Genomic DNA, 18,582 nt, shown 5'->3' with positions numbered 1-18,582 from the left:
ATATGATTTATATTTTCGAAAACTATAATTCATCTTATGTGGTACTGTTCCCACTATTATTGCTAATTTTAAAAATTAAATTTATATATAAAACAATTAGTTCTTAGAACATAAAAAAAGTGTACTCCTTTTTGTAGTTTAAGGAATACACTTATTAACTATACTTTATTTTTAAAATGTAATTTTTTGAACATAGATTATCTTAACTATTTTTTCAAGTTCTTCATTTAAGGCTAATTGTATTATTTTATTGTTGTTTAATTCAAAAGTATAAATCTTTAGTCCATTTATATTAGTATTATAATATGCTGCCACCCCGCTCTTAAGAGCATCTTTCCGTTCTGTAATGTATACTTTTCTCACATCATCTCTACTAATCTTTTGAGCAATCTTTCTTCTACTTGCATTATAGACCTTAGTTATTGTTATATCACCATTATATAACTCATACTCATAATCAATATACATAAAGTAACTTCCCACAAAAAATATTAATGCTACTATTATTAGCGCTATTCCGATTATTGGTGATGCAAAAACAATCATTAATCCAACTACAAAAAAAACAATTGAAATCTTTTGGAGTATGTTACTAATTCTCTTAGGCTTATCTGATGGAATAAACTGTTCTAAAACAACTTCCATATTCTCACTCCCCCTTTAAACAGTTATATCTATAGTAAATATTTTAAATTAATTTATATGATGTAGTAAGCATAAAATCAAAATTTATTTCAATGAAAATTTCATTTTATCATTACTTAATTACTATTATACATACTAAGAGCAATAAATTATATTAGTTCTTTTACTTTTTGTGAAATATTACATAGATTTCATATAAATTTCTATAATCCAGCAACTATACATTCATATCCTTTTATTAATAATGAGATGCATAAGAACAGATGAAAATTTTCATCTGTTCTTTACCACTGAAGCAATCTATCTATCTCATTTTCCTGCTCACTATCTATTTTTATAGATTCTTTTTCGTCTATGGATATGGCTGCCTCATCAATTTTATCATCACTAACTTTTTTAATAGTTGAAGGTATCATAGTCCCTCTCATTTTTTCACCTATTAGTACAGTTATATATGCAGAAAAATCTAAGCCAAGAGATTTGGCTTCTTTAGATGCAAATTCCTTAATATGGGGAGCTAAAGTAATTGTAGTTTTTAACTTTTTACACATTCTTACTCTTACCTATTATGTCATAAGTTTTTACATTAATCATCTGTGCATCATCTAATACTCTGTAGTCTTTTAAATAATTTTTAAGCAATAAGGCTCCCCCACCTATGAAAACAAATCTCGAATATTTTGATTGCTCTGGAAATGCCTGTTTTATAGCATTTATTATTTCTCCTGCTCTCAAACTTAATACATTATCAATATCGTTACTTACATCTACTTCTTTTCCTTCTACAAATATAGCTTTATCTGCAATTATTTGTTCTGCTTTCATACGATTAGAATAGTTCACTCCATATTTGGTTAACTCTTGTAGAAGTACATCATATGTGGGATTTACTCCCAATGGATATGTTCTACCTTCTTTAAATTGGCCATTGCTCATATATGCTATATCTAATGTACCACCACCTATATCTACTACTAGCGTATCCTTTTCTACTAATGATTTATCATATAAAAATAATCCTGCCGACTGAGGAAATACAATTACTTTGGTAATTGTAAAACTTCTATTTTCTCCATTAAGTTTCATAAAGACTCGTCTATTTTCAAGAGCTTTTATCAGAGAATTCTTTTGTTCTGCAAAAAATTGAGCAGGAAGTCCTGTTATAACCCTTACATTGTTATCTATTGTTGAACTCATTGTAGCTGCTATAGCTGTATATAGGCAAATATGAAATATAATATCCTTATCTCTTGAATGTTCTATGCTGGTAAATCCATCATCATTACCAATTAAATATGTTTTATTATTGTACTCAACAGTATATTTAGCGGTCTCTAACTCGTGCATCTTTTCTTTTACTGTCGATGAAAAGGAGCCTTCTATGTTATGTCCAATAAAATTTGTTGTATTGTAGCCTATATCTGCACTGATTCTCATTTTTTAATCCCCCTTTTTTACTTTTACATTCTATTTGAATATCTTTTTATGGCGTTTATACCACCGTTCACCTAAAAATTATTTATCCTTATGAAATGTTTCTCCATTAATATTCCTTTGTATGTAGTTTATATAGCTATCATACTGCTATTACCTTAGGCCATTAAACAGTATTTGTACAATGTATTGCTTGTCTATATTTTATATACAAGCAGGTAAAACTCACGATCAACTTGCTATTCTTTTGATTCTAAATCCAAATCAATATCTCCATTTATTTCAGATAATTCAGATTTACTAATCGATTTCATCATATTAAATAGCATAAATTCTGTAATAGTCATTCCTTGCTTTCTAGCCATTCTTTTTATAGCTAGCTTCTGTTCTGTTGTAACTCTGAGCATTATGGTAGCATCTTTCATCGTATCCCCCCATTCTACGTAATGTATATAATGTAATTACGATTTATACATTACATACAATATCACACTTGTTTTACATTTTTTTGTAAAAATATAGTATAAAAATTATAAAATCTCTCGACTTCTTTCGTATTTTGTTTTTTATATTATATAAACATTATCACTTGCATAAGTCACTCCAGTATATAGACTTGACTCTCTTGCCAGTATATTGATTTATACAAAGGATTATTTAACAACTATAATCTTAGAGAATAAAAAATAATCTAGAGCATATATTCGCATATTATACTCTAGATTATTTAAATCAACCTTCATAATTTATCATTTTAATTTATTATATCTTTAACAAACTAGTTGTACTCTAGTAGGATTATCTCATTTGCCTTCATATCCAAATCAATATGAATATCCACAATTTTATGATTATTAAGTTCTGATATTACTAGCATAGTAATATCGTCTAAGCCCTTTTCCTTAATAAATTTTCTGTCAAAGCTTAAAAGAAGATCACCTTTTTTTACCGCTTTTCCTTCTTCACAATATAGTTCAAAACCTTCTCCGTTTAGAGCTACAGTATCAATTCCCACGTGAATTAGAAATTCTACTCCATCTTTGGTCCTTATTCCAACAGCATGCTTACTTTCCTTCATAACTGCCGCTATCGTTCCATCACAAGGTGAATATATTTTTCCTTCACTTGGTTTAATCGCAACTCCTTCCCCCATCATTTTTTGTGAGAACACTTCATCATTAACCTCACTTAGGTCAACACTTACACCATTAGCAAAAGCATAAAATACTTTATTCTTATTTTTATTAAACAAATTCTTAAACATACATACTCCTACTTTAATTCCGGCCAATATCCCTTATTAGCTTCAATAAGATCATCTAGTAATAATTTAGCAACTCTAGCACTTGGTACAGTCTTAGATAAAGTAAGTGCCTGCCATAATTTCAAATAGCTATTTTCAATCCATGCCTCAACAACTAATTTTTCTACTGATACTTGTTGCTCCATTAATCCCTTTTGGAATTGTGGAATTTCTCCTTGTGCTAAAGGTTCTGGTCCATCACTTCCAACAATACATGGAACTTCCACCATAGCTGTAGAATCAAAATTAGAAATGGCACCTTTATTTTCTACAATGCATAACATTCTTTCGTGAGTGTTATAGGCAATCGCTCTAGCTAAATCTACGATAAAGGTAGCATGAGCATCAATATGGAATTCTTCGCCTTTTGCTGTTCCTGCCTTTGTAATAGCACGCGCTGCATTAAATACATCTTTTTCTCTTCCGTCCATTACTTCGTTTGCCCTAGAATATTCTGCATTAGAATGCTCTACAACATAATCTGGATATAGATAATATTTTAAATAAGTATTAGGTAAAAATCTTGGATCTACTGCTAATAAATCCTTTGCTTTTTTATGAGTTTCCTGCCAGCTTGGATCAGTATGTTGTGTCTCTACTTCTTTTACTGTCAAATATCCATTTTCTGCAACATAGGCTTTAATTCTATCTGTTAGATCATTCCCTTGTTTATCCTTAATGCTAGTCCACCATCCAAAGTGATTTAATCCAAAGTACTTAACTTCTAAATCACTTGGTTCTAGGTCCACAATACCAGCCATACGACGAAGTGTTCCAACCGGCATGTCACAAATGTTTAATACCTTCGAATTTGATTTTAATCTGCGGCAGGCTTCAGCAACAATTGATGCTGGGTTAGAGTAATTCAACATCCAACAGTCTGGTGAATATTTTTCCATCAAATCTATTAACTCTAGCATACCTCCTATACTTCTCATTCCATAAGCAATTCCTCCTGGTCCACAAGTTTCTTGACCAAGCACTCCATATTTTAAAGGAATCTTTTCATCCTTCTCACGCATTTCATATTTTCCAACACGTATATGGGCCATACAGAAATCAACATCCGTAAACGCTTCCTTTGGATCTGTTGTATAAGAAAATTCGATATCTGGTGCATTTTCTTTTAATACAATTTCTAAAGCTTCACCAATGACACTTTGACGCTCAGCATCATTATCATATAATTTTAATTTTCTAATTGGAAAACGGTGTAGATTATCTAATAGCATCATAACTATTCCTGGAGTGAATGTACTTCCGCCTCCTGCAATAACAATAGAATGTTTTTTCATATATATTACCTCTTTCCTTTAATTTATATTATTCTTCAAATACTTCTACGATTTATATTATTATTCTCCTACAATTCCTAATGCTTCATCCACTATAGATCTTATTCTAGTTACATGTAACCCATAAATTACTTGAACATTTTCTCCTTTTTTAACTACTCCTGTAGCTCCTGTTCCCTTTAATGTAGCTTCATCAACTTTTGATGTGTCATCAAGGATTAATCTTAGTCTTGTGAAACAGTTATCTACTTTTTTAATATTTTCTTTTCCTCCTAGGGCCTCTATTATTACAAGTGCTTCATTTCCTGATGTTGATTCTTTATCTCCAGACCCTTGGCCTCCTGTTACTTTATCCTTATAATCTTGCTTAGTATAAAGTTTAACTTCTTCATTACTGTCTTCTCTTCCAGTAGTCTTTAAGTTAAGCTTAACTATTAGAAATCTAAATATTACATAGTAAACTGCGAATTGCACTACACCTACTAAAATAAACATTGGCCAACCTGTTTTCTCTATACCTAATGGTAAATTATAAAGTAAGAAATCTATAAATCCATTAGGTGCTATAGCCCTTACGTTTAATATATTTAAAGCTACCATTCCAAGACCGCTTAAAACTGCATGTACTCCAAATAATATTGGTGCTGTAAATAAGAATGAAAATTCTATAGGTTCTGTAACACCTGCTATTATTGAAGTTACTGCTGCTGGTATAAGAATCGCTCTAGCCTTCTTTTTCTTATCAGCATCAGCTGTGTGATAAAGTGCTAAACATGCTCCTACTAATCCAAACATCTTTGATAATCCTCTAGCATCCCATATAACTGTGCTAGATAAAACTTTAATTGAAGGATCTGCAATTTGTGCAAAATAAATGTTTCTTGCTCCTTCTATCGCCTTCCCCCCTATAGTCTCTATTCCTCCAAGCTGACTATATAAGAATGGAGTATATACCAAATGATGCAATCCTGTTGGAATTAAAAGTCTTTCTAGCATTCCATACATAAATACTCCAAAGTTACCACTCTTTTGTATGTAATACCCTAAACTTGATATTCCCCACTGTACTGATGGCCAAACATAAGAAAGTATTACAGCTAATACAACAACTACTGGAATTAATATTAAGAATACTAATCTTGAACCTCCATATATTTGAAATGCTCCATTAAATTCTTTCCTGCAATATTTATTATGAAAATACGCTACCACTATACCTAAAATTATTCCTAAAAAAACTCCCATATCCAAAACTTGAGTCCCAAGCACAATCGCCTGACCAGAACCTCTTAAATTATCTGGATTTACTAACTTCCCTGATAAACTCAAGAAAATATTCATCGCATTATTAAATATTAAATAAACTAATACTGATGTGAAACCTGATTCTGCTTTTTTCTCTTTTGCAAGTCCTACAGCTAAACCAACACAGAATATTATTCCAAGGTTTGATAGTATAGGAACCAAGGACCCTGATAATATTTTTCCAAATCCAAATATTACACTATTTTTTAAGAACGGTGCATATTCTGCTAATTTGGTATTTGTGAGAATATTTCCAAAAGCTATTAATATACCTACAATCGGAAGTATTAATACTGGAATAAACATGGCCTTAGAAAATCTTTGCATAGCATTCATAATTTTATCCTTCATATATTCCACCTCTTATCAAATTATTGTGTCATCCATAGGCTCATTATATATACGTTTTCATTTAATTGAAATAGATTGCAAGCATTAAGAAACCTGTTAGCTTAAAAGATAACAGGTTTCTTAATTTGACTATTTATTTTCTTGTTTCTTGATAATATCTGTAGATTAAGTATTCCATAAACATAAGCATATTTGCAAAAAACGAGTTAGGCAGCACATTACTGTCATCTAATTTATGCATATCAAATATCTTAAATGAAATATCCGAAAGAGCTGAAATACTGTTTTCTACTTCCTTTGTGAAGGAAATTACTACTTTATTTTTCTTCTTCGCCACTTGAACCTTATCTAATACTTCTTTAGTCTCTCCAGACTTTGATATTACTATTAATGTTTCCATGTCTTCTAGATTATTTTCAAAACTCCCCTTAGAATCTATTAATATGCTCTTTATCCCTACCCCAAGCAGCTTTTTGTTAAAGTATTCTCCAGTGATTTCAGAGTAGCCTCTTGCATAAATAAAAATATACTTTTTGGTTCCACTTGCCAATATTTCTATAAACCTTTTTACATTTTCCTCATCTGTATATTTAGATAAAAACTTAATATCAGTACCTATTAATGCTTCTGACTCTTCTATAATTCCCGTGCCACCACCATCTATTAGTGGTGTTATATTATAAATCATATCTATAAATCCTGTAAAACCTAATTTTTTTGAAAGTCTCATAATAGTTGATGTAGATGTGTAGTTTTCAGCAGCAACCCCTCTAACGCCAAGATCCATTACACTATCAATATTATTGATTATATATTCTAATACTTGTTCTTCTATAGGTGTGATTTTTTTATTATTAACAATTTTGCTTAGATCAACTTTCATTTTTAATCATCCTCTAATTATTATACGATTTCAATAGTTGCAATAACATTATTGTAATACATTACTATCTTACTATTCAATCTTAGCACACTATTATATATGTTGTCATAACTACTTTCTTGCTCCTATATTCCATTCAAATACTTTCATATGGGAATTGTAATACAATCTACTTATAAATTTCCTATCTAAATTTAATACTTATTTTAGTATTCTTTTTTATGTTATTAGTATGGTTCTTATACCTCAATTACCTTATAAAAAGCGTAAATTTCCTTAATCTTATCTAGAAAATATATATTGTATTGCTTGTCTATACAATATACACAACATTTAATTTGTAAAAATTTTATTTTGCCTACTTAAAATATAAATGCTTAATCTATATGTAATTATAGCTATAGAAACATACTACTCGAAGCTTATTTGTATTTTGGTATCCAAATATTAAAAACATATTATTGACTTATATGAACGCTGGATATTCCTCACTGCGAAATTAGTTTATTTATATAATCCAAATCTAAAGTATTTTCAATAATTCTATATTCTTTATTAGAATTATTAATATTATTAGCAATACTGATATATTCCTTGCCTTGTATAGTAACTTCAGCAGATATACTATTTTTATCGTAAATATATATATTATAAGAACCTTTTGACCTATTTGATATGCTACCATAATGTTGAATTAGTTTTATTTTAGATAAATTAAATAAAATATCGTTTATCTCAATCTTATCTTTAATTGTCTTATCTTCACCTCCAGATGTACTTCTAATCTCAATTTCCTCTATATTTTCCTTGTTATAATTACTAAATAAAAAATTATTTAAAGTTCCTTTTCTAGGATATAAATAATATGATGCGCAAACTATTAGCACAGTAATTAAAAATATAGATACGCTTAGTTTTTTTCTCATGATAATTCTCCTACATAAGTAAAGAAATACTTAAAGTTCTTATTACTCTAAGTATTTCTTTTACTTATTATCTTATATTTATTGTAATGGCTTTATCATAATTGCTAATAGTAGGAAATTTTCTAGGATATGCTGTATCAGGGTTGTTAAAAGAAGTTCTTGGGATTATCGTTACACTTCTCATATCAGTTGTGTCAACAAAATAATTTAACATTATACTTTTATCAGATCCATGACCATCTGATTCCTTAATCTTATTTCCTTTATCATCCGTAAGTTCCCATGATGCCATATCTGTAGTATCACTAAAACTATCGATATCACTGCCTCCTGTAAATTCAATTCTGTATGGGAATATTTTTATATTGTGCACATATAGTTCATGGCCATCTATTACTAGAGTTTGATTAATATCCTTGGTTAAAATTGGCTTGTCTATTTGAGATGCGCCAATTGCAAAATTGAATTTCCAATTCCCTGTTACATACGAGTCAATATTGGCTGTACTAGTTACCCCTATCTTATCATAATCGATTAAAATATTTAAATTTTGACTTGTATCTATATTGTCTAAGTAAATATGTGTCACTATATCACAAGTTCCATCATCGTTATGGATGTAATCGTACTTAAATTCATTTGTTTCATTATTTATTATCTTTCCATTAATAGATATACTTGGTTTTAACTCTTGTGCATAATCACCTCTTTCTTTACTATCCAAATGTGTTGTAAAAGTAAGCATATGAGTATCTGCATAACAGTCAGATAGAGTAACCTTAATTCCCTTATCTTCAACAGTTTTTCCAATCACTATTTTAGATTTTTCAGGTATTGAATAATTTTCTTTTTCTGAAACAGAATTTCCGCTAGCATCTTGAATTACGGACGTATTATTAACTACTGCAGCACTAGAATATTGGCAATTACCTGCAGTAATTACTGAAATAAGTGCAATTGCTCCAATAAGTAAACTTTTAGATTTTTTATTGCGAAAACCAACTTTTATTTTTTTCATTATCTTATTCCTCCCACATAACTTTTCATTTTTTTGATATCACTGCAAGTCCACTTTTAATAATAATTAAAAGTAATCTTTTGTTATCATTCGTTTTCTATGGACAGCCTCCTTTCCCATTGTAAATAATATTAAATTATACACCCAATTTCTATTTCATACAAATAATTACATATATTTAAATATCTTGTTGATAGATTTGAGAAAAAAACACTATCTCTTATCTCTTGATTCCTCATCTCTTTTACATTTCTGAATCCAAATTCTTTGATATAAGATGATAATGCTTTGTAAGCATTTGATATCAAATATTAGCACACATAGTACATTAAATTCAGAAAAACTCTTATTGTGCATTACATTTTTTTCTTTTGTAAATTCCCATAAAACTTTTTGTCCCCATTTTGTCCCTTATTCTATAAGCAAAAACGGCCTAACCATTATGGTTAAGCCGTTCCTTCATTTAACTTGGTACTCCCAGCGGGTAAAATAATGCTTGTCTTATAGTCTCCAGAAATATAATATCATGTTTTATAAAACCTTTATTAATCAGCATTTACACACTTTTAATTATTTTATAATTTCTTATTATTTTTTTATGTTTGAAAATAAAATAGTACAACGGTAGTACAATTTTAAATATTATACAAGCTAATCTACCTCTATTAATTAAAGTATAATTTATTTCTAATTCATAATATCGTTTATATTTAATATTCCTCAAACCAATGTAATTTAGGCATGCAAACTAAACTAACACTCTTCTAGAAACTTTATTATTAGACAGGTTTCCGCCTATAGGCTGACCTGAAGCTGGTACTGCTCTTTCTCTTCCCCATTCTCTAATTGCTTCTATTTTTTCTGGACTTGTTTTAGATAATGGAATAACATTTGCTAGTGAGTTAATTATTAATTGATCTGAATATTGCAATTCATCATCTGCAATCAATCTATAAGCTACATCCCTGAGCGATGATTCTAAATCCGCGCCTGTAAATCCATCCGTAATATCCACAAGTTGTTTCATTGTACCTTCTGATAACTGAATATTTATATACTTGCTTACATATAAATTTATTATTTCCTCTCTTTCAGCTTCTGAAGGTAAATCTACAAAAAATAATTCATCAAAACGACCGCGTCTTAATAATTCTGACGGTAATTTTGACACATCATTTGCCGTAGCTACTACAAAAACTAATTTTCTGCACTCCTGCATCCAGAATAAAAATTGTCCAACCATTCTTGTCGTAACTCCTGAACTATCACTTCCTGATGTCCCAAGACCTTTTTCTATTTCATCTATCCATAATACACATGGTGAAAGATGCTCGGCCGTTTGAAATGCTTCTTTTAGCTGTTGCTCACTTTGCCCTACATATTGACCCTGAACAGTTGCAAAATCAAGTCTATATAAAGGTAAATTCCAAAAAGCTGCTATTGCTTTAGCTGAAAGCGACTTACCGCATCCCGGAACCCCTACTAATAGCACCCCTCTTGGTGGCTGTAATCCTCGTTTTCTTAATTCATCTCTTTTTTCTGGAGTCTGAAGCTTTTTCTTATTATTAAGCCATTCTTTTAATCCGCTTAAGCCTCCTACATCTAAAATATTTTGTGAAACATCAATTTTTTCTAATCCTTCTATATTAGAAAATAGTTTATTTTTTGCGAAGTTTAATTCTATTAAATCGCTTTTCTTAATAGCTTTATTGGCAACCAATGATACTATTACATTCTGAGCCTCAACCTGAGTTACTCCGGCTAGAATTGTAGCAGCTTCTCGATAATCATTATTATCCCATTCTATCGTTATATCTCTCTTATATGGCTCAATATTTTCTTGTATAATTTGAAGCATTTCTTCCTCATTAGGTAAATCTAATGCTAATGACATACCTGATCTCTGTAATTGTCCCCAAACAGGAGTTGTAGTTAATGCAATGATTACTCCACCATTTTCCTCAGCTAATGATACAACATCTTGAAGATATCTTGCTGTCATTGTATCACTCTCAATATCCGGTACTTCTGTCAGTATAAAAGTTAGATTCTGCTTCACTTTCATTTGTTCTGTGATAAAATCTAACGCACCCATCAAAGATTTATCATCATTTACTGTTCTCCCATTTGAAATATCATACATTCCTTTTGAAAGTGTATGAACATAAAATGGTAAACATAACTCTTCTGATACTGTTTTACAAATTTCTAATGCTCTACTTTTTTCAAAAGTATTAAATGATATAAATGGTATTCTAGCTAATGAATATTGCTTGATTTTAAGAATGCATTCTTTAAAATACATATTATTTATCCTCCAGGTTGTTAATTCTATTTCTTCGTATTACGCTTGCAAGCATGCCTGTTCTATCGTTTCTACTTGTTGATTCAAGGGATTCCTGCATTAAATCAGCTTGTTTCTTTATTATATCTACAAATTTTTTAATATCTTCTTCTGGCAAAATTGGTATCCTAACAAATTCAATCAAAAATTTAAACTCTTTTCTTAATAATAGTAAGGAATTAGTTAGTATATTTATATCCCCGTTGTTAAATCCCATCGCTCTTGAAAATTTATCAGATGCTTTCTTTAATCTTAACTGAATAACTTCATTCATTTGTTTAGCAATTCTTCCTCCTACACCTGCGTTCAATGTAAGAGTTCCATTTTTAATACATTTTAATACTTCGTCATCATGAGTTCCTTCCTTCGCTAAATCGAAACAGTCAACCCATTCAGCATAGATAGTTGGATTTTTCATATTCCTCTCCTAACTCTTTTTACAACAACTGCTGGTGGTGTCAAATCCCATTCTGGAAATGCTGCTGCAAAATCATTTATTGTTACTTCCTTTTTATTATTATCTTTATCATCATGAACTTGCGCATTTTTCGCTATATGTCTATTGATTGGTAAATTATTATTCTCCATATTTTTCAAATCCACCTTTCTATAATACTTGTCTTACTCTACTATTGCCTTGTATTGTAATATACTGTTCTGGTGATAATTCTTTTAAGAAGTCCACGACTTTTTCACTTTCTTTATCCTTCACAGAGTATAATCTTCTATAATCAACCACTTCAGCTAAAAATCCGTTTAGTATCTCTTGAGATGTTTGCCTAAAATTCTCAAAATCTGTGATTACCTTATTCCTACTTTTTTCAACTGATTTTTTCTGAGATAATATCACCCATGCTGCTATTGCTATTGCAATTAACGAAATTAGTATAGTTCCTATTCCTAAAATGGCGATAATACCTCCTATTATCCCAGCAGCTATTGTCTTACCATTTGGCCATTTTAATTTACTTAATTGCTCTTCTTTCAAGTTATCTATATGTATATTCAATGAATTACTTAGTTCTTCTGCATCTGCTCCATCTCTTGTTTTACCATGCCAACTGTCAATATCAACTTCAACTTCAATTGGGACTTCCGCCCTACTTTTAGCGGTTAAATCTTCATGTGCATCTAGTATCCATTGTTTAGATAATGAAATTGCAAGTTTCTGAGTTGCGATTAGAGCTCCAGTTGCTTCAGGCGCTAAAGCAATATTTGTTAAATGTTGTGAGAAATCATCATATTTCTCATATCCTTTCGATTCTAAATCAAATCTCTTGTTTGCTCTATCTACTTCCCCATTCTCTTCAATTACTAACTTATTTTTTCTTAACTGAGCCCTAATTGGCAATTCTTCAGTGTCATAATTTTTGACCAAATTATCCAAAATATCATCGATTTTTGCAGAAACTGATGTTACATTATCTACTTTGGTATTAAATATATTACTAAAATAATTATAAATTTCATCATGTGTTTCTGCTATTTCTAATACCTCTTTAAGTTTATTCCATGTAGGACTATGTTTTCTTAATATAGGAAATTCATTTTCATTTATGCTCGCCTTTTTTGCAAGAAGCGCATTTTGCCATTGCTGTCTTTGTTGCTCAACAAATCCAGCTTTAGAAGACAATTCGTCTAACCACTGCTTAATCTTTGATGAGCATTCACCTTTTACATCGCCCCCAAATAGTCCACTAGCAAAGGCATCTAAAACAACTATTATTCTACGTTCCATTTTCTCAGGATCCTGCATTGAAAAATATCTTTCCAACCATACTAATGAACCGTCTAATTTTCCTGCTCTTCTACTTATTAGACAGAAAAGTAAAGATGTTTTCTCATCATCTCTTCTAATTGCTTCCTTAAGTGCTTTATCTGCAAGCTCTTTATTGTCACTTAACCATGCAGATAATGCTATTAGAGCTGGAGCCAACCAATATCTTGGTGTTGATAACATGAGTTCTTCAGTAGCATTTTCTATTGTTTCTTTTTTAACTACACTTATATCAGCAGCCTGAAGTATACCTACTGTATGCCTCCTTACAGTTTCATAGTTTCCAAATTCCTTTTTTAATTCTTGCTCTAACATAACTACATTTTGCTTTGCATCTGCTAAATTAGCTATTCTCTTTGATTCATTAACAAATGCCCTAAATTCTTCAGTTAAAGCACCTAATTCTGATGATACAACATTCACTTTACCATCTACATTATCTACCCTGACAGCTACTGACTCTACATTATTAGCTACTACAGCCAGATTATTAGCCAATTTGCCTAAATTACTTTCTATAACACTTAAATTAGCAGTACTTATTACGCGTTCTCCCATCTTAATCTACTCCCCCTTATTTAACCATACTAACGCTTCCATCTCTCTTAACAGCGCATAAACAATCTGTATAAACTTCAATATATTCATACCCTCCATGAAGGGCTAAGCTTCTTGCTCTTTCAATTAAAGCCGGCATACTTTCAGAAGCCTTATAATGAACTAAAATACTTTCACTCATATCAAGTGTATGTACCTCATATGGTTGTCCCAAATAACACTTTGCTACTAATCCAACTAGTAGATTATTTTCTGGTATATCCTTGAATTCATTCCTTATTGCCTCTACGCAATTATCAAATTGCTTTTTACATTGTTCACATCCACCGACATCAAGTTTTTTTATTGCTTCCATGTACTCATTTGATCTTTTAACTCTTAACCTTTTTTCTAATATGGTTTTATTCATATTAAACTTTGTACTTGCAGCTCTTTCAGCATTTAATTCTAACTTATGTTCTTGTCTTTCTCTCTCTGCTATTATTGGCCTTGGCATTTAACCACCTCCTTATCATTGAATAAAAATATTCATCACTTATTTTGTATTATACAACATATTTAACCACATTTATAATTTAATTGTATACTTTTGTAATATCTTCTGAAAAGTGAACTAATTACAAATAAGGGCAACTTTTCATTAAAAACATTCAATTACTTTTAATGAACTTACCCTTCTTAATAATCTAAATAAAAATAATATTCCATATTATATACTATAAGATTTGTTGTCTTATAACTCATATATACCCAAAATTTCATTTCTTAGTATGTTCTTTTGTCCTTTATATTCTATTAGAATACCTTTTTATGGAGTTCATATTGATATCTTCCTATATAGCTATATGTTTAGGTTAATTATAAATTTTAATATTCTTTTGTATGCCGTTCATATTGTTCTTATATCACTATTAACTTATAATCATTAATACTAGTAGGTACTATTGTATTGCTTGTATATACGATATGTACAAGGTTACAGCTAATATAAAGCACCTATATTTCTATAGATGCTTTACAACTCACGACTTCTGGATCCGATTAAATCATTTTTTACTCAGAATGCTTTATCATCAAACTACTTGTATTTAGGCCATTTTATCAACTCTATTTTTTCATTACAACTTATTATTTTCTATATTTTGTGCAATCTACTGCACCATTATTGCACCATTGATTTAATATTTATCTTAGTAAGAATACACCTTTCTTATTATAAATAATGCAAAAAACTTGCAGCTTATTTATTCAATTAACTGCAGGCTTTTTATGGTACTCCCAGCGGGTGAAATAGCGCTTGTCTTATAGTTTCCAGAAATATAATATCATGTTTTATAAAACCTTTATTAATCAGCATTTTCACACTTTTAATTATTTTATAATTTCTTATTATTTTTTGCTTTTGAAAATAAAATAGTACAACTGTAGTACAATTTTAAGCTCTATTTCTTTTTCGCCTAACATGATTTTTATTTCCTCTACTTAATTTAATATTTACTTTGAGTATTTTTATTTTAGTTCCTCTAGTTCTTCCTTTTTATATAATTTCATCATCGTTAGTATCTCTTCAAAATAGAAAAAGGAATACTAAAAGTTCCTATTACTCTAAGTATTCCTTTTATACCAAATTGTAATATATATTTGATTATATTTTTTAATTCACTAATATATACTAACTTACACTCCAAAAAATTTTTCTTCTGTCGAAAGCCTTAATACAACTTCTTCCTCTTTCTATTCCAAGTTTCTAAATTCCATCATTCAGAATTAGAAATATGTACTGGCCCTCAAAGTTACGTGTTTCCTTAACGATATTACTTAACTCCATTAAATCAATATTTTCTAATTTATCATGAATTTTAAAAATTGGCATATGATATACCTTATTTATAATTAACTTAACATGAACTAAATAAAAACAAGTGATCATTGCTTTCTTTATTCCAGTTCCAGGCTTTCCATTAATTCCAATTATCTTAACAGGAATTTCATCATCATTATATTTTAAATACAGTGGCAAATGGCTATCCTACTACTACATTAGTTAATTCTTCAAAATAATCATCTAAATTTTCTTTAATAGCTTCCGTATCCTTAAATTAAAATATCTCGCTATATGCTTTCTAACAAGCACGGTTCCACCTGTATAAATGTAAGTTTCATAAGCTCCACCTTCTAATTAACTTAAAAATATCCTAGAAATCACTTGGTCTAGGTGCAGAAGGTCCAAGACCAATAGAACAAAGCCAATTCAGTACTACCTCATGCAGCACATTTATGTTGTCTACCTGGCAGTGTTCTAATCCGCCAAGTCTTCTATCCTCTATGGCGAAGAACGTCTTGTTTTTCGAACCAGCCTGCTCGTAATTTTTAAGAGCTTGTGTTAGCGGATTTGGCTGAACCAATATCTCTTCCGCACCGTGCATCACAAGAAGTGGGCATTCTATCTGGTGAAGCACGCCCTCAAGATTGTAGGCAAAACGAGGATTTCCAGCAAAGTCATCCAAGCTTTTTGCACCCAAAATTCTCATGCCGTGAGCAGCTAAACTTGGTGGCATCCATTTTAGCATTGCCTCCCAGTCGAACGCGTGGGTTCCTCCGTCAGAGATGACGGCGGCAATCCTGTTGTCGAATGCAGCAAATCTAAGGGAGTCATATGCCGCAAAACTCTCACCATGAACAATAATCTTGTTAGTATCCACTTCCGGTCTAGTTAGAAGAAAGTCAATTGCTCTTGAATGAAAAGCCTCGCTGTCAGCTCTTCTGCCCTTTCCTTTTTCGTACATTGAAAGACCAGTTCCAGGCTGATCATAGACCATAAAGTTATATCCACACGAAATAAAGGCAGGTCCTAACCAGAAATAGTTCTCAATTGACCACTCATCACCACCATTGAGGGCCAAAATTGTGGGCTTCGGACCTTTTATCCAAGGAGGTGAGAAAAAGTACCCATCCAACTTGACATCCTCATAATCTACTTGGATTTTCTCTGGTTTTACATCAAAGTACTTTCCAGCAGCTTCAAAGAGTTCATTTACTTTCCTAAATATACGGAGTTTCTCGGCATCATTATCCATCACAGCATATTCAGCGATTCGGTGGTAATTGCAAGCACGAATGTAACAGTTACGTGCTGTATACCAGTTTCCAACCGCTTCTGCCTCCTTACCATGCCTTTCCAAAGCATCTGCTGTTATGAGCCATTCCCTATGCCATGTTTCCTTATCATTTGGATCTATTTTTTTGCATGCTTCATAAATCTCGGTGACGTCAGCAGCACCAAGACTTGCCAAGCCTAGAGCTTTAGTTACTTGATATGACATCATATAGTTGTTTGGCCAACGGCTAAATTCAATTGACATTGCAGTATCCTCCTTCTCTATTTATATTTATTACTTCCATCCTTCTCTGATTAAGCATAAGAGTACATGTTTCGAAATAGCGGCACCTATCTATGTCCGTGCCACAAACTTGATTCTCTACCATATCATTTCCTCCTATCAATTTACTTGTAGTTTTTAATCTACAAGTAAATTTTACGATATAAAAATAAAGTTGCCCTAAAAGGAAAATAAATCTTTATAAAGAGAATATAAAAAATTATAAAGTATTAGGAAGCAAAAAAGCCACTGCCGGTGTTCTCTACGTTCAACCAACAGTGGCCTTTAATTTATTTTAGAGAAATAAAATTAGTGTTGTACAAGTGGAAGGCTGAACTTTATACCCAGGCCACCATATTCAGAAGAATATGCATAGATTTCTCCACCATGATATTCAATAATTGATTTACAGCTTGCTAGTCCAAGTCCTATCCCACCATTTTCAATTTGCCTGGATTTATCCACAGTGAAAAATTTAAGAAATAGTGAAGATATATCCTTATCCGGTACTCCAATCCCATTATCCTCAATTTCAAAATAGGCATAAGCCCCTTGTGAGTATCCAGTCATATACACTTTCAACTCATTTTTTCCACCATATCTTACAACATTACTGAATAGATTACCAAAGACTCGACCTATCATAATCTCATTGACCATAAGCATCATATTTTCCTTAAATAAATGTTTGTAAATAAGCTCATAGTCAAATCCTGATAGCTCATGTTCATATTCTAGGGCAATGTTCTCAAATAATTTTGATGCATTAACGGGTTTCACGGTCATGGATTCTAAATTCAGTTTCTCTTTGATGAAGCTTACAAAATCGTTGATGAGTTCAGCCATATATTTTGACTTTTTTTGAATCAACTCATAATATTCCTGCTTTTCATTTTCTGGTAGACCCTTTTGCATGGCTAACAGTTCAGCAAAACCATTAATAGATGTTAATGGTGCTTTTAGATCATGAGCAATGGCAGCAATCATATCCATTTGCTCTTTGTGTGCTAGTTGGAGCCTCTTTTCCATATTATTAAAATGATTATAAAGGTCTCCAATTTCATCATTACTCCTTAGCGCAAGTGGCGGCAATGGATGCACAATATTTATTCTTTCTAGTCTGGAATTAAGTAATCTTATTGGTTCTTCTATACAAAAATGGATATGCATAATTAAAATAATAAAGATGAAACAGGCAATAGCAAATATGGGAAGGAGTAATACTATATATGATGGATCCAGTAATGAACTAGATATAGGTGAATATTCTGCAAAGATAAACTTCAAATAGATTCCAATTGAAGCCATAAAAACTATAAACATAACCAGAAATAGTAAAGGAAGCTTTATTTTCAGTTTCATA

Annotated in this window: 19 protein-coding genes; all 19 read right to left on the bottom strand. The window is 31.0% G+C overall.

Features of this window, described 5'->3' with window-relative positions:
- Positions 1-171 precede the first annotated feature (171 nt).
- Positions 172-645 (bottom strand): hypothetical protein, encoded by a 474-nt coding sequence (locus ACJDTP_RS09455; protein WP_017212314.1) that lies wholly within the window; start codon positions 643-645, stop codon positions 172-174.
- A gap of 284 nt (positions 646-929) precedes the next feature.
- Complete coding sequence (locus tag ACJDTP_RS09450; RefSeq protein WP_012061163.1) at positions 930-1,196, bottom strand: hypothetical protein; 267 nt, start codon at positions 1,194-1,196, stop codon at positions 930-932.
- A complete protein-coding gene (locus ACJDTP_RS09445; RefSeq protein WP_077309960.1) occupies positions 1,189-2,082 on the bottom strand; it encodes a ParM/StbA family protein in 894 nt (297 codons plus the stop codon). The genes ACJDTP_RS09450 and ACJDTP_RS09445 overlap by 8 nt, the downstream gene beginning before the upstream one ends.
- 236 nt (positions 2,083-2,318) lie before the next feature.
- Positions 2,319-2,504: a plasmid mobilization protein gene (locus ACJDTP_RS09440; RefSeq protein WP_077838487.1), complete on the bottom strand. Its 186-nt coding sequence runs from the start codon at positions 2,502-2,504 to the stop codon at positions 2,319-2,321.
- A 353-nt stretch (positions 2,505-2,857) separates the two neighbouring features.
- Positions 2,858-3,343, bottom strand: coding sequence for a PTS sugar transporter subunit IIA (locus ACJDTP_RS09435; protein ID WP_103698979.1), 486 nt, complete (start codon positions 3,341-3,343; stop codon positions 2,858-2,860).
- 8 nt (positions 3,344-3,351) lie between these two features.
- Entirely contained in the window at positions 3,352-4,677 is a 1,326-nt protein-coding gene (locus ACJDTP_RS09430; protein ID WP_103698980.1) for a 6-phospho-alpha-glucosidase, read from the bottom strand.
- A 60-nt stretch (positions 4,678-4,737) separates the two neighbouring features.
- Positions 4,738-6,333 (bottom strand): PTS transporter subunit EIIC, encoded by a 1,596-nt coding sequence (locus ACJDTP_RS09425; protein ID WP_103698981.1) that lies wholly within the window; start codon positions 6,331-6,333, stop codon positions 4,738-4,740.
- A 133-nt stretch (positions 6,334-6,466) separates the two neighbouring features.
- Positions 6,467-7,216: a MurR/RpiR family transcriptional regulator gene (locus ACJDTP_RS09420; protein ID WP_406761019.1), complete on the bottom strand. Its 750-nt coding sequence runs from the start codon at positions 7,214-7,216 to the stop codon at positions 6,467-6,469.
- A gap of 488 nt (positions 7,217-7,704) precedes the next feature.
- Positions 7,705-8,142 (bottom strand): hypothetical protein, encoded by a 438-nt coding sequence (locus tag ACJDTP_RS09415; protein WP_406761018.1) that lies wholly within the window; start codon positions 8,140-8,142, stop codon positions 7,705-7,707.
- Between the two features lie 67 nt (positions 8,143-8,209).
- On the bottom strand, positions 8,210-9,160 hold the full coding sequence (locus ACJDTP_RS09410; RefSeq protein ID WP_406761017.1) for a DUF4179 domain-containing protein: 951 nt from the start codon (positions 9,158-9,160) through the stop codon (positions 8,210-8,212).
- A 748-nt stretch (positions 9,161-9,908) separates the two neighbouring features.
- Complete coding sequence (locus tag ACJDTP_RS09405) at positions 9,909-11,465, bottom strand: AAA family ATPase (protein WP_406761016.1); 1,557 nt, start codon at positions 11,463-11,465, stop codon at positions 9,909-9,911.
- 1 nt (position 11,466) lies between these two features.
- On the bottom strand, positions 11,467-11,922 hold the full coding sequence (locus tag ACJDTP_RS09400; protein WP_406761015.1) for a hypothetical protein: 456 nt from the start codon (positions 11,920-11,922) through the stop codon (positions 11,467-11,469).
- Positions 11,919-12,092: a hypothetical protein gene (locus tag ACJDTP_RS09395; protein ID WP_406761014.1), complete on the bottom strand. Its 174-nt coding sequence runs from the start codon at positions 12,090-12,092 to the stop codon at positions 11,919-11,921. The genes ACJDTP_RS09400 and ACJDTP_RS09395 overlap by 4 nt, the downstream gene beginning before the upstream one ends.
- 19 nt (positions 12,093-12,111) lie before the next feature.
- Entirely contained in the window at positions 12,112-13,839 is a 1,728-nt protein-coding gene (locus ACJDTP_RS09390; RefSeq protein WP_406761013.1) for a hypothetical protein, read from the bottom strand.
- A gap of 16 nt (positions 13,840-13,855) precedes the next feature.
- Positions 13,856-14,335, bottom strand: coding sequence for a hypothetical protein (locus ACJDTP_RS09385; RefSeq protein ID WP_406761012.1), 480 nt, complete (start codon positions 14,333-14,335; stop codon positions 13,856-13,858).
- A 1,251-nt stretch (positions 14,336-15,586) separates the two neighbouring features.
- Positions 15,587-15,859, bottom strand: a complete 273-nt coding sequence (locus ACJDTP_RS09380) for a DUF2326 domain-containing protein (protein WP_406761011.1) — start codon at positions 15,857-15,859, stop codon at positions 15,587-15,589.
- A 175-nt stretch (positions 15,860-16,034) separates the two neighbouring features.
- Positions 16,035-17,201 (bottom strand): alpha/beta hydrolase family protein, encoded by a 1,167-nt coding sequence (locus ACJDTP_RS09375; protein ID WP_087702648.1) that lies wholly within the window; start codon positions 17,199-17,201, stop codon positions 16,035-16,037.
- A complete protein-coding gene (locus ACJDTP_RS09370; RefSeq protein WP_168981389.1) occupies positions 17,191-17,325 on the bottom strand; it encodes a transcriptional regulator in 135 nt (44 codons plus the stop codon). The genes ACJDTP_RS09375 and ACJDTP_RS09370 overlap by 11 nt, the downstream gene beginning before the upstream one ends.
- Before the next feature lie 203 nt (positions 17,326-17,528).
- The gene (locus ACJDTP_RS09365) at positions 17,529-18,581 is read right to left on the bottom strand and encodes a HAMP domain-containing sensor histidine kinase (RefSeq protein ID WP_406761010.1); all 1,053 of its coding nucleotides are present in this window, start codon (positions 18,579-18,581) and stop codon (positions 17,529-17,531) included.
- Between the last annotated feature and the right edge of the window lies 1 nt (position 18,582).

The organism is Candidatus Clostridium helianthi (assembly GCF_045310795.1).
Taxonomy (GTDB): Bacteria; Bacillota; Clostridia; order Clostridiales; family Clostridiaceae; genus Clostridium; species Clostridium helianthi.
Note: the sequence above shows the minus strand (reverse complement) of the source record. Positions and strands in the feature narration are given on the sequence as shown.

What these genes read in the sequence shown, in the direction of transcription:
- ACJDTP_RS09455 (WP_017212314.1), bottom strand. Translation starts at nt 645, where the DNA reads ATGGAAGTTGTTTTAGAACAGTTTATTCCATCAGATAAGCCTAAGAGA.
- ACJDTP_RS09450 (WP_012061163.1), bottom strand. Translation starts at nt 1,196, where the DNA reads ATGTGTAAAAAGTTAAAAACTACAATTACTTTAGCTCCCCATATTAAG.
- ACJDTP_RS09445 (WP_077309960.1), bottom strand. Translation starts at nt 2,082, where the DNA reads ATGAGAATCAGTGCAGATATAGGCTACAATACAACAAATTTTATTGGA.
- ACJDTP_RS09440 (WP_077838487.1), bottom strand. Translation starts at nt 2,504, where the DNA reads ATGAAAGATGCTACCATAATGCTCAGAGTTACAACAGAACAGAAGCTA.
- ACJDTP_RS09435 (WP_103698979.1), bottom strand. Translation starts at nt 3,343, where the DNA reads ATGTTTAAGAATTTGTTTAATAAAAATAAGAATAAAGTATTTTATGCT.
- ACJDTP_RS09430 (WP_103698980.1), bottom strand. Translation starts at nt 4,677, where the DNA reads ATGAAAAAACATTCTATTGTTATTGCAGGAGGCGGAAGTACATTCACT.
- ACJDTP_RS09425 (WP_103698981.1), bottom strand. Translation starts at nt 6,333, where the DNA reads ATGAAGGATAAAATTATGAATGCTATGCAAAGATTTTCTAAGGCCATG.
- ACJDTP_RS09420 (WP_406761019.1), bottom strand. Translation starts at nt 7,216, where the DNA reads ATGAAAGTTGATCTAAGCAAAATTGTTAATAATAAAAAAATCACACCT.
- ACJDTP_RS09415 (WP_406761018.1), bottom strand. Translation starts at nt 8,142, where the DNA reads ATGAGAAAAAAACTAAGCGTATCTATATTTTTAATTACTGTGCTAATA.
- ACJDTP_RS09410 (WP_406761017.1), bottom strand. Translation starts at nt 9,160, where the DNA reads ATGAAAAAAATAAAAGTTGGTTTTCGCAATAAAAAATCTAAAAGTTTA.
- ACJDTP_RS09405 (WP_406761016.1), bottom strand. Translation starts at nt 11,465, where the DNA reads ATGTATTTTAAAGAATGCATTCTTAAAATCAAGCAATATTCATTAGCT.
- ACJDTP_RS09400 (WP_406761015.1), bottom strand. Translation starts at nt 11,922, where the DNA reads ATGAAAAATCCAACTATCTATGCTGAATGGGTTGACTGTTTCGATTTA.
- ACJDTP_RS09395 (WP_406761014.1), bottom strand. Translation starts at nt 12,092, where the DNA reads ATGGAGAATAATAATTTACCAATCAATAGACATATAGCGAAAAATGCG.
- ACJDTP_RS09390 (WP_406761013.1), bottom strand. Translation starts at nt 13,839, where the DNA reads ATGGGAGAACGCGTAATAAGTACTGCTAATTTAAGTGTTATAGAAAGT.
- ACJDTP_RS09385 (WP_406761012.1), bottom strand. Translation starts at nt 14,335, where the DNA reads ATGCCAAGGCCAATAATAGCAGAGAGAGAAAGACAAGAACATAAGTTA.
- ACJDTP_RS09375 (WP_087702648.1), bottom strand. Translation starts at nt 17,201, where the DNA reads ATGTCAATTGAATTTAGCCGTTGGCCAAACAACTATATGATGTCATAT.
- ACJDTP_RS09370 (WP_168981389.1), bottom strand. Translation starts at nt 17,325, where the DNA reads ATGGTAGAGAATCAAGTTTGTGGCACGGACATAGATAGGTGCCGCTAT.
- ACJDTP_RS09365 (WP_406761010.1), bottom strand. Translation starts at nt 18,581, where the DNA reads ATGAAACTGAAAATAAAGCTTCCTTTACTATTTCTGGTTATGTTTATA.